The sequence below is a fragment of the Peribacillus sp. SIMBA_075 genome (assembly GCF_046534585.1).
Genome location: NZ_JAWRYN010000050.1, coordinates 19447 through 33392 on the forward strand (window position 1 = coordinate 19447; position 13946 = coordinate 33392).

The window sequence follows — 13946 nt, forward strand, 5'->3', positions numbered from 1 at the left end:
AATCACATGGTTTATTGGAGTGAAATGGAGAATTCAATTAAAAAAAATAAAATTTTCTAAAAATTTCGCAAATATTTTCTTTATTAATTTTTATTTTATTGTCATAATAAATATACAGAATCTTATAAGTAGGTGAGCCCATAATATGCAGAATAAAAATTATTCTATGAAAGAAGCAATGATTTTTAGTCAACGAATTGCACAATTAAGCAAAGCATTATGGAAATCGATTGAAAAAGATTGGCAGCAATGGATTAAGCCCTATGATTTAAATATCAATGAGCACCATATTCTTTGGATTGCCTACCATCTTAATGGCTCTTCCATTTCAGATGTTGCAAAATTTGGGGTCATGCATGTTTCTACGGCATTTAATTTTTCAAAAAAATTAGAAGAACGCGGGTTTTTAACTTTTTCAAAGAAAGAAAATGACAAAAGGAATACGTATATAGAGATCACCCCAGAAGGTGAAAAGCTTCTACTTGATTTAATGGAGACATATGACCCAAGTAAGAACTCTGCTTTCTCAGGTGCACTTCCACTTCGTGAGCTTTATGGGAAGTTTCCGGATATGATTGAAATGATGGCTGTCATACGTAATATATACGGTGAAGATTTCATGCAAATCTTTGAACGATCCTTCGATAACATTGATCAGGAATTTACTGACGTGGAGGGTAAAATCACAAAAAAAAAGATAGAGAAAGAAACTGAACCAGTTTAATCTCACACTCTATCCATTTCCTTCATGAATGATACATATAAACCTTGTGAGAGGCATGCATCAATGCATTCCTTTATGGTTATTCTTGGATTAACCTTTCTTTCAAATTGATTAAAAAGCGGTCGAAAGTTCATGTAACCTTCCGCTTTTTCTATTTCGTAGCGCTTGCTCAAGATATCACATGTTTCTAATAACTCTTCCGCTTCCTTCTTCGTGAAATTTTTTTCCACAAAAAGAAAGTCCAACTTGGCCTCCGGATTACGTATCATGTTTAATAAAAGCCTTTGATGAAAACGGAGTATTTCTATTTCTTCATTTATATTTTTCATACATCATTAATCCCCAATCAATCATTCATTTTATCATAAAAGACTTAAAACCAATCAGATTTTCACGTTCAAAAAAATCAGCCAAATCCATGTCCAAAACCCGGCCTTAAACGTCTTTAATATTCATCCACTCTAAAGTGATTATTATCATAAAACTTAATCCAAGAATTCTATTGCTTTTTCCACCCATTCATCGTAATGTATGTAGGTAAATTCAACGGTCTTTGGAGGGCTGATTCTAAATGAATTCGTGGAAAACAATTGACGTGGCAAAACAATATGGGAATTGCCGTCTGATCATATTTTCAGTTTTTACTATATTGATGTCTTTTGTTCTGATCTATACATTATTAAGTGTCTTTTCATCCCATGTTGTTTTGTATGACGATCAAACAATGGTATTTTTTAGCCTATTGCTCTTATTATATCCTGTTCACAAACTATTACACTATTTACCTTTACGATTTTTATGTAAAAAAGTAAAAACTTCTTGGTCCTTGAAGTGGAAACTTGTGCTTACATGCAGGGTCAATGTGCATTATCCGATTCGAAAGCACCTCTATCTCTTGACCCTTGTGTTACCTTTCTTCATTATGTCTGTCATATTGATTGGTTGTGCCCTTAGTTTTCCACATTACATCCATTATTTCACTATTTTATTATCCCTGCACACTGGATTATGCGTATCGGATTTTATTTATATAAAAAACCTGGTTGGTTCCCCAGGACATTCATTTATCGAAGAACATCTAGAAGGATACGATATACTTATTCAAAAGTGATTCCTTATCTATTCATAAAGATGCCTGATAAGATTTTTAGGTATCTTTTTTCATTATAATTTGGTATCGTATTTATACATGATGTTTTGCAAGGAGGGATTTTAGGTTTTGATCTCGTTCTGGTTTATTATTTTTGCTATTTTGATTCTTTATAATATTAATAGAATGACAAACTCTTTATGCATTCAAAAAGAAATTGCTGAAGACCGGCAGCCTAAAGTATTCAGGATCATTAATGTTTTAATTACTATTATGTTATTATCCTCCTATATTGAAATTTTGTATACGTAGAGATAAGCAACAAATGATGGCCATCATTTGTTACATACATTGGTGATACCCGGCGCATTATCCACATAAAGAAAAAGGGCGAAGCGGTCAGCTTCGCCTTTTGTTTATGAGTTTATAACCAAGAAGCTCCAATGATGATTAACAGGATGAAAAGAACGACAATTAGAGCAAAGCCTCCACCTATTCCTCCAGACATTGATCTTCCTCCCTTCCATTCTTAAGTAATAGCATTTTCATGCACACTCTTATATCCGCCAAAAGGAATCCATTCCTTTCATAGCTTGATAATCAATTCAATCTTTTTTGTAGCGGCTACCCTATCCTATTCAACTCCACGGCAAAAGGAGTGGGCTCTTTCCATTATTAATATTGCGAACTATTAGCAAAAGGATGCTCCTACAATTATTAATAAAATGAATAACACCACTAACAAAGCGAAACCTCCGTTAAATCCATTACTCATTATGCTACCTCCTTTTGGATGTCCTCGATTTATCATATGTAATGGTTCTTTATCTGGGTAGGCGTTCACCCATTTTCCAAAAATTCTTATTCAAACACCAATATATTATTTTTTGTAAACTAACCAGAATATGTTATAGTTAATTTTGTGGAAATACGAAGAATAGCAAACCAGAAACTTAAAACTAGGAGTTGTTTTTATGAAGAAATGGGCATTATCGATTGCTGTTACTGCAGGGCTGATCGGACTTACAGCATGCAACAGCGACAAGGAAGCAGTCGTGGAAACTAAAGCGGGAGATATATCTAAAGAAGAACTTTACAATGTAATGAAAGACCGTTATGGTGATGCCGTCCTTCAAGAACTTATTTATGAAAAAGTTCTTTCCGAGAAATATACAGTAACGGATAAGGAAGTAAAAGCTAAAACGGACGAGCTTAAAAAACAAATGGGTGAAAATTTCCAAACTGCCCTGGCCTCTTCCGGATATAAGAGCGAAGATGATCTTAAACGTGCACTTAAAATCGGCATGCTTCAAGAAAAAGCAGCCGTTGCTGATATTAAAGTAAAAGAAGCAGACGTAAAAAAAGCTTATGAAGACTATAAACCACAAATCAAAGCGAGACATATTCTTGTAAAAGACAAAAAAACTGCTGACGAAGTTGAAGCTAAATTGGCCAAAGGCGAAGACTTCGCTAAACTTGCAAAAGAATATTCAACAGACACAGGCACAGCTGAAAAAGGCGGGGAGCTAGGCTGGTTCGGTCAAGGTGAAATGGTTCCTGCATTTGAAGAACAAGCTTACAAAATGAAGAAAAATGAAATCAGCAAACCGATTAAATCCGATTATGGCTACCACATCATCCAACTTCTTGATACAAAAGAAAAGAAACCATATAAAGATATGAAAAAAGATCTTGAGTATAAGTTGAAAGTCGCTCAAATTGACCAAGCTAAAGTTCAAGATATTTTGAATTCAGAAGTCAAAAAAGCTGACGTGAAGATTAAAGATAAAGATCTAAAAGATGCCATCACTTCTGGTGACGCAACTAAAGCTGAAAAATAATTGGATAGTAAAAAGCGACAGGCCATTGGCCTGTCGCTTTTTTTCTCATCATTCAAGCTATGCTCCCTGATTTATATCCTTTTTACGCCTTTCACGCTCTTCTTCCATACGTTCAATGTACTTCTGACCTTCCTTCTCAATCCATGCATCATCTATGAGGCGTTCCTGCCTAGCGGTCCAAATTGACATGACTGCACTGACGATTATTCCAATAAACACGAACCAGATCCAAATTGGCATGTCCATTCCCTCCCAAAAAATCTACTATACATTTAATAGAGGATATGCGTGAACAAAAAAAATATGCTTCTTTCTCCATCGAGAAAGAAGCATATTCATTAAAATGTTGGTTTATAGAATGAACGATTATCGAGCGCAAAGACTCTTTCCGTAAATTCACCCGGTTTCACTTTTTCCAAGGCGCGGTCCATCATATTTATCTTGGCATCCATATTATCAATATAATGTAACACTTCCGCTTCCCTCACCATTGGCGGTTTGGGGCTCCCCCATTCCGCTTTACCATGATGGCTTAATATCAAGTGCTTTAGAATCATGATTTCTTCTGCTTCAATGCCTAATTCCTCTGCAGCTTTACCGACTTCATTTACCATGATGGTGATATGCCCCAACAAGTTCCCTTCGACAGTATAAACAGTCGACACAGGCCCAGATAGCTCATGTACCTTTCCAAGATCATGCAGGATGACTCCTGCATACAAAAGATCCCTGTTGAGCGAGGGATATAGTGTTGAAATGGCCTTAGCCAGCCCTAACATCGATACCACGTGATAGGCAAGTCCCGACATATACTCATGATGGTTCTTGGTGGCAGCAGGAAACGTCAGGAATTCATTCTGGTATTTTTTAATGAGGTGCCTAGTCACCCTTTGGATATTCGGATTCCTCATTTCAAAAATGAATTGAGTGATGGTTTCCATCATTTCTTCTTGACTTAAAGGCGCCGTTTGAATTAAATCGGCTTTCGTGACGCCATCGGCATCTGATGTAAGTCTAATATTACGGATTTTCAATTGGCTGCGTCCCCGATAATTCTGGACTTCCCCCTGGACTTTTACCGTAGCTTCCGCACTGTATGTTTTCTCATCAGCCTCGGAAACATCCCATAGCTTTGCTTCGATTTCCCCGGTTTTATCACACAAAATCAATGTTAAAAACGGCTTTCCATTACTTGCAACCGCTTTTGTACTCGTTTTAATATACATATATATATCTACTACTTCACCAATTCCGTAGTGTATGATCCCATTTCCCATGCGACTGCCCCCGTTCAATTAAATATCAACATTATAACATATCAATCTAGTTAGTGCGTTTAGTTTTCGTTAATAAGTGACAGACAATTGAAAGGAAAAGACTAAGCTTCCGTCACTTTCACCCCACAGGAAAACCAGGCTTGAAATCAAGCCTGGTTTTCCATTCAGATCTATTTCAACAGTTCTTGTTCGGACAATACGCACACTTATCCTGGCCCTCAATTCGGAAATATAAACAGCATGTCACCCGTTTATAAGGATTCATGGACTCCGGAACATTTTTTTCCCCAATGAATCTTTTAAAAGGTGAACGTGTTTCAATATTCAGCCATGTTTCATCTTCAAGCAGCCTTTCAATGTCCCTTCCAACCCGCGTCTTTATATCTGTCTGCTTCAGTAACTCGCTATACATCCAGACCGTGTAGCTCCAAATATTTTCCCAAAGTACAAGTCTCGATATTTTAGTAGTTCCGGAAAATGTGCGAATGGCATCCGCTCCAAAGCTGCTTAATATGGAATGTAGGGCAGAAGAGCTTTCCTTTTCCGGAACATTGCTCCACCTGTTAATTTTCAGCAAAAAATCTGGAAGCCAATGTTCATCTTCTGGATCATCCAAAACGCCAATGTCCTGAAGTGTGCCTTCCCAGATAAGCCGATGTTTGCTGAACATGTAAAATTGTGCCGTGACAAAAAAAGCATAACGTCTGAACCACATTGAAATTGCTATTCTTGACGTTTCCGCCCCAGACCGGACTTGTGCATACTCAATCAGCTCATCAACATGATTGAAAGTCTTGGAAACCTTGGTATCATCTCGAAACGATATACGATATCCTTGCAGCTCTTTTTCAATAGGTGGTGAGAGGTTATGCATTGGCCAGCGCTTTCACCTGACTTCGAGCGTAACGGCCTTTACCAAACGGGATGCACATGGGACTGCCGAAAATTGGATCAAAAGAAATTTGACACTCCATGCCGAATACATGCTGCACCAAGTCAGGCGTGATGATATCCTCTGGCCGACCTTGAGCATGTATCGCTCCGTCTTTAAGTGCCACCAGGTTATCCGCATAACGGCAAGCTAAATTCAAATCATGAAGCACCATCACGATCGTTCTGTTCTCAAACTCATTCAACTCGAACAATAAGTCCAAAATCTCGATTTGGTGGGTCATATCAAGATATGTAGTCGGTTCATCCAACAAAATGATGTCCGTATCCTGAGCCAGAGTCATTGCTATCCATGCGCGTTGCTTCTGACCTCCCGATAATTCATCGACTGCACGATCTTTCAATTCAGTCAGGTTCGTTGCTTCAATTGCCTTTTGAACTTTTTCTTCATCCATGGAGCTCCACTGTTTTAACCAACTTTGATAAGGATATCTTCCTTGTTTAACAAGTTGATAGACTGTGAGTCCTTCAGGAGCAACAGGCGACTGCGGAAGGATCGCCATCTTTCTTGCTACATCCTTCGATGACATGGTTGAAATCGCTTTGCCTTCAAGTAAAACTGAGCCGGATTGAGGTTTTAACAAGCGGGCAACCGACCTTAGCAGTGTTGATTTTCCACATCCATTAGCACCGATGAACACGGTGATCTCCCCATCGGGTAATTTTATATTCATATCATTTATAATTAATTTATCACCATAACCGAGCGATAGAGACTGTGTGTTAATAGCTGGTCGCATTAAAATACTCCCCTTTTAGTCTAATAATACTAGTTTAATGAAAATGATTCTCACTGTCAATCTTAAAAAAGAATATATCCAAAATCTCGTGTCCCATTCCTCTCAAATGAATCATAAAGTGTCACTCAATTAAAGATATAGCTTTCTTTGGAAACATTAATGTAAAAAAATCCAGTCCATTACCCTATCATTACCACTTGCCTTTAGCTTCCGCACAAACGATTCATTAGTACATGTTCCCCCTTTAGGGCAATCACCTGTTTGAACTTTCAAACTCCATTTAGATAAAAAAAACCCTCCATTTGGAGAGCTTTTTAACCGACCAGCAGGCGGTTAGTACAATGTGCCAGGGATTCATCTCTAATGAAGGTAAATAAAGCCTGATCGATAAAAGGGACTAATCCTTCTGCGATGTTCCAGGCATTGACCTCTATTTGATAAAGGATTTCTGATTTTCCTGTATTGTATAGCTCCTCACTCAGCAAAGCAAGGTCGGGGTCTAACGCGTGGCCCATCTCATGTGTGAGAATCACCCATGTATATTCCTCGAGCCTCTGAAGCGAGCCTAGGGAGCGTTCACACTGAATTTCGATATCTCTCCTATACAAAGTGATCGTATGCCCTTCGGCAGAATATTTTCCCCCAACACATCGTCTATCAGGAAACTCCTTTTCGATGATTAACTCTAGGGAAGAATCATGGTGGCCTATAAACTCATTCATATTCAATGACTTCACTCTCTTTTTTATAGTTTAAATCCCATTATATTTTGGGGATGATCAAATCATTCCTATTTTGGCGCAATACGGGACTGGATAGATGAATTACTTGATTTTCAGTAAAGTGTTCCACTACATGTCGATGACACGTAAAAAAGAAAATTTGCCGCTTTTCCGATACCTTTTTCAATAACTCAAGCGTCCGTTTTGTCCTTTCCTCATCAAAATTGACGAAACTATCATCAATGATGAGAGGGAATGAATCATTTTCAAAAGTATGATCAGCAAGTGCGAGCCTTAGGGAAACATATATTTGCTCTGCTGTCCCGCGGCTGACCTCTTCAACCCTGAAACTCAAGCCATCACTTCGCTGTACCCAAATTCCTTCTCCCGACTGGTCAAGGATGATTTTTCGATAGCTTCCATTCGTTAAAAAGGCAAAATGCCGCTCTGCATCGGCGATGACCTTCGGAAGGCGTTCCCTTTTATATCGGTCCAAGGTTTTATTCAATAAGCTTTTGGCTATTGCCAATTTCGCCCATTCCTTTGCTTCTTCGTTAAACGCAGCCCTGTCTTCATAAAAACGATGAAGTAGGTCATCATGAATCCCTGAAGCTTCAAGCTGTTTTATCCTATGCTTCGCATCCGACTGTTTCTCTAATAAAAGTGATTTCACCTTTACAGAATCCTTCCGTTTCCGTTCCAAGTTTTCAAATGTATATGTGGTGATCCCCTGTTTTAGGTAAGTTTGGATTTGATCAGGCAGCATTCTCGATTGTCCAATTTGAATGGTAATCAAATCAAGTTGTTTTTGGAAAGTGATTTTCTTTTCGGACAAGGCGGCGTCATGTCTGAACTCTTCCTCACCCTTTACATTCGCTAACTCAAAAAGCTGTTCCATTTCCGCATCGAGATAGTCTTTTTCCATCGTCAACTGCTCGATTTCGTTCGCCAAACGACTCCGTTCCTGCATCCATTGCGTTAATTGAACGGAGAATTCAACCGTTTTATTCATTTCCCGTTTCAAAAGGCTAATCGCTTCCCGCCATGTGGCAGGTTCGAAATCAAGGCTGTATGCAAAATGAAATAAAGCCTTCGCTTTACCTTCAAACTCTGTATGTAGAAATTGGAACCGCTTGATTGTTTCATATTTTCTGTCAACGGCTTCCTTCCATTTCTCAAGCAGTTCAAATACAGATTCAAGATTGTATTCCATTCCGGGATAAGACATGCCCCAACCGCTTAGAATGCCTCTCACCTCTTTTTCCAATCGATCCCTGCCAGCTTCCCAAGCGGTATATTCCTGAATCGTCGATTCAAACGCTTCCTCTCTTTCTTCATACTTGAACCTTTCACTTTCAAGCCGCCTTTGGAGACGTCGGTCCAGTTCAAGCAACTGTCCTATCGACTCCCCTTCACTCACTCGATTGGTTTCACTTCCAATTGCAGCCCTTTTCCTTTTCATCACATCCAATTGCCGGATATACCCTGACAATATATCATCACCTTTGAAGAGGGACCTGGAAACCGCAAACAGAACAGCCATGGCTAAAAGTATAATCCCCAACAAAATCTGTTCACTGAAATAACTTCCAATCGCACCTAAACAAAGAAGTACTATTAAACTGCCATTCATGATAAGTGAACGTTTACGGTTATGCGCTTCCTTCTTTCTCTGTAAAGCCAATTGCTTTTCAAGCTCGAGTATTTGTTCATCAAGAATAAGGGATTGTGCTGCTTCAAATTCGGTGTTATTCTGCTTGTTGTATAAGGACTCCAGCTCGATTCTTTTTTCATCTGGCAGTAACTGGGCCTTTATCTCCTTCAAGCGGGATTCTGTAGCTTCCAGACTTCCCTTTTGCTGTCCATATTTCTCATCAAGCTGTTTTTTATCATTTTGAAGTTGATGCTTTTCCCTCTCCGTCCTTTTGACCTTTTCCTTCATAAAACTACTGATATCAAGTTTTCTTATTTCATCATCAGAAACATCCAAGAATAATTGCTGTTTCACCTTTTCGATATTCTTTTCTTCCATCAGCCTATCATGTTCCGCTCTTCTTATATCCAGCTCAAGCTTCTCCAGCAATGTTCCTTGATCGATAGCATGCTCAATCTGATCTTTATGTTCCTTGATGAAAGGATTGATTTCGATTTCCGTAAGATTCCCTTCAAGTTTGGCCATCTTATCCGTCAATGCGGCCAGTTGGGCTTTCATGGGCATTCCAACTGCCTGAAACTGTTCAAGTCTTTTTAAACCATCGACAGGAAAACTTACATCCTTGATTTTACTTATTTCGGTTTCAAGGTCCTCCTGTTCTTCAACCAAGGGCTTAATTCGCAGAAAAGTACTCACGTTAACAAGATTTTCTTCAATCTCTTGAATATCTATCGTGACTTTAGAGAGCTCCTCCTTAAGTTTTGCTTCTTCCTGAAGTAATGCCGTATATGACTGCTGTTCTTCTTCTGATGCTTTTACCTTTTTCTGCAATTCCTTAAGTTCTTTCAACCTCATATTCAGTAAAGGCTTTTGGCCTGATGGCTTGAACCTTAAATCAAGCTCCTTTTGCAATTTCGTTTCGGCTTCAAGAAGTTTATCATTCCCAATAAGCCCAGCTGAAAGCAGATATTTACTCATGGTCCCTTCACTTAGTGTATGTAATCCCTGCAGACCTTGAAGGTCGAAAGAAAAAATGGCTTGGTAATAGTTTTTATCAACGCCATGGAGAATTTCATTCAATTCTTCCTCGCCGCCAACCCTTCCATCTTCGAAGGTCAATTTCACATCACCAGTAGCTTTTCCCTTCACACGCTCAATGACGATTTCCCCATCATTTTTTGTTATGAGACTGAGCCTTCCCCCATATTTGGCATGCATTTTGGGCTCGTAACGCGGTTCGTTTTGAACCTTTGTCGGAAAACCAAACAGCATACTATGAATGAAGGACATGATCGTTGATTTGCCCGATTCATTTTCCCCAAAGAAAACCTGCAGCTGTCCCAATTCAGGAAAACGCTGATTTTCCAGTTTGCCGTAACCATAAACATGGAGGTCTTTAATAATCAAATCCGTTCCTCCTCCCTACATTCATTTATTCGCTTCAAAAACTTGCAAAAGCCATCTTTCCGCTTCATCCAAAAGCTCCCTCTGCTCTTCCGGCTCTATTGAATCAAGAAACCTTCTTGCACCCGGATGAATATAAAGCGGGGCCAGAGCAGCATCCGTATCATCAAATTCAGATGCAAGCATCGATACCTCAGCCATAAAGGGCGATATTCTTTCATTTGACCTAATCATCGGCATGGACTGGATGACTTTGATTTTATACACCCAGATAAACGATTCGCCTTGCTCCTCATCCTGCAAAATCTGGTTTAATTCCTCAAGATATTCCCCGGAAGGGCCTGCTGCGTCACCTGCATCCAGCTTCAATTCCAAAAGAAAGCTTCTCCCATCGAAACCCTTCTGTTCAACTACTTCCTTGCATTGTTTGAGCAGGGCATCAAATCCACCTTCCGCGGATATTTCAATTGTTTCGCTTTCCCATATCACCTCAGAGGTCTCAATAAAGGAACGGCGCTTCGTGTCTCCGTCAAATTCGACGAGAAGGCACCCTTTAACGCCAGATTCCTTTCGATTCCTGCCTTGAATATTCCCTGGGTAAATCACCAGCGGATCTTCTGATACTACCTGATGTTTATGAATATGGCCTAATGCCCAGTAATCGAAATCTTTAGCAGCTAGTTCCTTCAATGAAAAAGGGGCGTATGGGCTATGTTCGGAATTGCCTTCCAAATTCCCATGAAGCAGACCTATATGATAATCGGCCCCTTCAGCTTTTATGTAGGTTTCAATCATTCTCTCCCTTACGTGACGGCGTGGATAACTGAATCCATAAAGGTGGACAGTCGTCCCATCGATTTTTTCAAACCGTTTCACTTCAGTTTTCCCTGAAAATACGTGGACATTATCCGGCAGCTCCACAGTAGTCCATGAGCCGCTGAGATGATCATGGTTACCATGAATGATATAAGCAGGGATCTGATGATGCTGGAGTTTTTCCATTTCAGCTCGAAACCGGACCTGTGTCCGGAGACTCCGATTTTCCCCATCAAATAGATCCCCCGATAACACGATAAAGTCAACCTGATGGGAAATTGCTTCATTAATGATAGTTTTAAAAGCTTTAAACGGACTGTCCCTTAATTCCTTTAATATAGATGTCGGCATATCCTTCAACCCTGAAAAGGGACTATCCAAATGGAGATCTGCCGCATGAATGAACTTCACACCGCTCAAAGTTATCACCTCGATTTCTTTCAACATTTCACATTTAATTTTAACACGTACAGAACATACTTTCCCATACATTATTATTTTAATCCGGCATTTGGTACCTGGTTATTCCAGTATGGGCAAATTCATTAGGAAAAAGACCGAATGGCGTGAACATTGTTTCATGCACGGCATTCGGTCTTTTCTTTATTTAAAAATATCCATACTTAAATATCGTTCACCATTATCCGGTGCAATGCATAATACTCGTTTGCCACTTCCAAGACGACGGGCTTCCTGCAGGGCAGTCCAAACAGAAGCACCTCCTGAAGGTCCAATCAATATACCTTCCTTTGAAGCCAAATCCTTCATGGTGGAAATCGCATCTTCATCTGCCGCTTGAATGATTTCATCAAATACCTCTGTATTTAAAATATTGGGGATAAAACCAGGGCTCGTACCCACTAACTTATGAGGACCAGGCTTTCCGCCGGAAAGAACTGGGGAACCCTTAGGCTCGACAACGACAACCTTTAACTCCGGCAGATGCTCTTTTAAGGCTTCACCTGTACCGGTTATCGTTCCTCCCGTTCCAGCAGTAGCGACAAACACATCCAGGTTTCCATCCATCTGATCCAAAATCTCGACTGCTGTCGTCACTCTGTGAATATCAGGATTGGCTTGGTTTTCGAATTGCTGCGGAATAAAGCTATTAGGAATCTCTGCGGCAAGTTCCTCAGCTTTACGAATGGCTCCAGGCATCCTCTCTGATGCAGGGGTGAGGACAACTTCCGCTCCGTATGCCTTTAAGATATTGATTCTTTCTTTCGACATATTATCCGGCATGACCATAATGGCACGATACCCCTTTGCAGCGGCATTCATAGCAAGTCCAATTCCTGTATTCCCTGATGTTGGTTCAATGATCGTGGCCCCGGATTGAATGATACCATCCAATTCAGCCTGCCTAATTAAGTTGAAGGCAGCCCGATCTTTTACGCTGCGGCTCGGATTGAAATATTCAAGTTTCACAAATACTTCAGCGTCACCCTCCGCTGTTAAATGATTAATCCTTACAACAGGTGTATCTCCTATCAATTCAGTGATATTATTAACGATTTTTACCGTCATTCAAAAAATCCCCCTTCGATCCATACACTTCCTACCTTTTACTCAGGTTTATTATATCATTTATGATTTTTCATTTTAAGGAGAGAATTCCTCTAGTATAAATAGGTTTTGTTTTCATTCTTTCCAAACTTAAAGGAAGAAACCATTAAATTAGTTCGATATAGTTATTTCCCATCATTCTCCAAGATATTTTGCTACTTATCAATATTCCCTGTCTTAATACATTCCCCACATAACAATAGTCAAAATTGACAGATAATGATAAGATTTTTATAACAGTACCTATCTTTAGAAAATAGACAGAATTATATTTGAAAAGGGAGTTTTTGAAAATGAGCAAAATATACAAATTAACCGTTTTTGAACCATCAGGGGAAAAACTATTGGATGAATCATTTGCAGCCGAGGATGATGAACAAGCAAAAGAATTGGGACAAAATCTATTGAATGAAAAAAACTATCAAGATCATACACATCGCTGTACATCACCTTCAGGCGCGCTATTGCTGTTTCATCGCTGATTGAAACTGGAAGCGCCATCATTTAGTGCGTGATCCAGTTTTCCACATCCTCCTTTTAAACTATATAGAGAAAGGCCGTCACTTTAGGCACTTATTTTAAGTGCTCAGACTGTAGACAAACTTGATCTGACCCAATAAAGTTAGACAAATAGTTTAAGCAGGTTCTAAAACCTGAGTTCGGTATTCTATCGGACTCAGGTCTTTTAATTTTACCTTCATTCGTTTGTGGTTATAGTAATGAATATAATCATCTAATTTCTTTTCAAAGTGCTCCATGCTTTCAAACTCTTGGAGATAAAGCCATTCTGATTTTAACAAGCCAAAGAAGTTTTCCATGACTGCGTTATCTAAACAATTTCCCTTACGGGACATGCTTTGTATAATGTGGGAATCTTTTAACGTTTTTTGATACTTCTTCATTTGATAATGCCACCCTTGATCAGATTGGAGGATGACTGTATCTTCTGGTTTTAGGTGTTTAATCGCCTCATCTAACATATCTCCAACAAGTTTATAAACGTGCCGTTTCAAACTAATATCTCTTTTTAAAAATGTGATTAAGCTTACTTTAAATAAAAAAATCCGACCAATTGAGGTCGGATTTTTCAGACTGTAGACAAACTCGATGAAAATCGAGTTTGTCTATTTTTTATGAGTTGTACAATTTGGCCGTTGATTG

Annotated in this window: 16 protein-coding genes and 1 pseudogene; 5 read left to right on the forward strand and 12 right to left on the reverse strand. The window is 39.2% G+C overall.

Annotated features, from left to right (window positions below):
• The first annotated feature begins 145 nt into the window (after positions 1-145).
• The gene (locus SB775_RS23730) at positions 146-724 is read left to right on the forward strand and encodes an HTH-type transcriptional regulator Hpr (RefSeq protein ID WP_061462020.1); all 579 of its coding nucleotides are present in this window, start codon (positions 146-148) and stop codon (positions 722-724) included.
• A gap of 2 nt (positions 725-726) precedes the next feature.
• On the opposite strand, the gene SB775_RS23735 is transcribed toward SB775_RS23730, so the two are convergent.
• Positions 727-1053: a DUF1878 family protein gene (locus tag SB775_RS23735; protein WP_061462019.1), complete on the reverse strand. Its 327-nt coding sequence runs from the start codon at positions 1051-1053 to the stop codon at positions 727-729.
• A 395-nt stretch (positions 1054-1448) separates the two neighbouring features.
• Between SB775_RS23735 and SB775_RS23740 the strand changes: the two genes are divergently transcribed.
• Positions 1449-1835, forward strand: a complete 387-nt coding sequence (locus tag SB775_RS23740) for a DUF3267 domain-containing protein (protein ID WP_353958006.1) — start codon at positions 1449-1451, stop codon at positions 1833-1835.
• Positions 1836-1943: 108 nt separating this feature from the next.
• Positions 1944-2126 (forward strand): hypothetical protein, encoded by a 183-nt coding sequence (locus SB775_RS23745; RefSeq protein WP_061462017.1) that lies wholly within the window; start codon positions 1944-1946, stop codon positions 2124-2126.
• A gap of 112 nt (positions 2127-2238) precedes the next feature.
• Here the strand turns inward: SB775_RS23745 and SB775_RS23750 are convergent, their stop codons facing one another.
• Positions 2239-2322 carry a YjcZ family sporulation protein gene (locus SB775_RS23750; RefSeq protein ID WP_061462016.1) on the reverse strand — a complete coding sequence of 28 codons (84 nt, stop codon included), beginning with the start codon at positions 2320-2322 and terminating at the stop codon, positions 2239-2241.
• Between the two features lie 183 nt (positions 2323-2505).
• Positions 2506-2589, reverse strand: coding sequence for a YjcZ family sporulation protein (locus tag SB775_RS23755; RefSeq protein ID WP_061462015.1), 84 nt, complete (start codon positions 2587-2589; stop codon positions 2506-2508).
• A 199-nt stretch (positions 2590-2788) separates the two neighbouring features.
• Here SB775_RS23755 and SB775_RS23760 point away from each other — a divergent pair, with 199 nt between their 5' ends.
• A complete protein-coding gene (locus SB775_RS23760) occupies positions 2789-3655 on the forward strand; it encodes a peptidylprolyl isomerase (protein WP_089364650.1) in 867 nt (288 codons plus the stop codon).
• Between the two features lie 57 nt (positions 3656-3712).
• Here the strand turns inward: SB775_RS23760 and SB775_RS23765 are convergent, their stop codons facing one another.
• The 8 genes from SB775_RS23765 to cysK all read right to left on the reverse strand — a co-directional run bounded on the left by SB775_RS23765 (position 3713) and on the right by cysK (position 12746).
• A complete protein-coding gene (locus SB775_RS23765) occupies positions 3713-3895 on the reverse strand; it encodes a sporulation YhaL family protein (RefSeq protein ID WP_053344914.1) in 183 nt (60 codons plus the stop codon).
• Between the two features lie 98 nt (positions 3896-3993).
• Positions 3994-4932 carry a 3'-5' exoribonuclease YhaM gene (gene yhaM, locus SB775_RS23770; protein WP_061462013.1) on the reverse strand — a complete coding sequence of 313 codons (939 nt, stop codon included), beginning with the start codon at positions 4930-4932 and terminating at the stop codon, positions 3994-3996.
• A 175-nt stretch (positions 4933-5107) separates the two neighbouring features.
• On the reverse strand, positions 5108-5806 hold the full coding sequence (locus SB775_RS23775) for a (2Fe-2S)-binding protein (RefSeq protein WP_410863612.1): 699 nt from the start codon (positions 5804-5806) through the stop codon (positions 5108-5110).
• Positions 5799-6623, reverse strand: a complete 825-nt coding sequence (locus SB775_RS23780) for an ABC transporter ATP-binding protein (protein ID WP_410863614.1) — start codon at positions 6621-6623, stop codon at positions 5799-5801. The genes SB775_RS23775 and SB775_RS23780 overlap by 8 nt, the downstream gene beginning before the upstream one ends.
• Positions 6624-6937: 314 nt before the next feature.
• The gene (locus tag SB775_RS23785) at positions 6938-7345 is read right to left on the reverse strand and encodes a hypothetical protein (protein ID WP_250211764.1); all 408 of its coding nucleotides are present in this window, start codon (positions 7343-7345) and stop codon (positions 6938-6940) included.
• 40 nt (positions 7346-7385) lie between these two features.
• Positions 7386-10406, reverse strand: a complete 3021-nt coding sequence (locus SB775_RS23790; RefSeq protein WP_410863616.1) for an ATP-binding protein — start codon at positions 10404-10406, stop codon at positions 7386-7388.
• Positions 10407-10427: 21 nt separating this feature from the next.
• On the reverse strand, positions 10428-11711 hold the full coding sequence (locus SB775_RS23795) for a metallophosphoesterase family protein (RefSeq protein ID WP_410863617.1): 1284 nt from the start codon (positions 11709-11711) through the stop codon (positions 10428-10430).
• Positions 11712-11822: 111 nt separating this feature from the next.
• Positions 11823-12746 (reverse strand): cysteine synthase A, encoded by a 924-nt coding sequence (cysK, locus tag SB775_RS23800; RefSeq protein WP_410863619.1) that lies wholly within the window; start codon positions 12744-12746, stop codon positions 11823-11825.
• Positions 12747-13078: 332 nt separating this feature from the next.
• On the opposite strand from cysK, the gene SB775_RS23805 reads away from it, so the two are divergent.
• Positions 13079-13267, forward strand: coding sequence for a YhzD family protein (locus SB775_RS23805; protein WP_410863621.1), 189 nt, complete (start codon positions 13079-13081; stop codon positions 13265-13267).
• Between the two features lie 153 nt (positions 13268-13420).
• Here SB775_RS23805 and SB775_RS23810 read toward each other — a convergent pair.
• Positions 13421-13792, reverse strand: a pseudogene (locus SB775_RS23810) (transposase); the annotation flags it as partial.
• Positions 13793-13946: the final 154 nt, after the last annotated feature.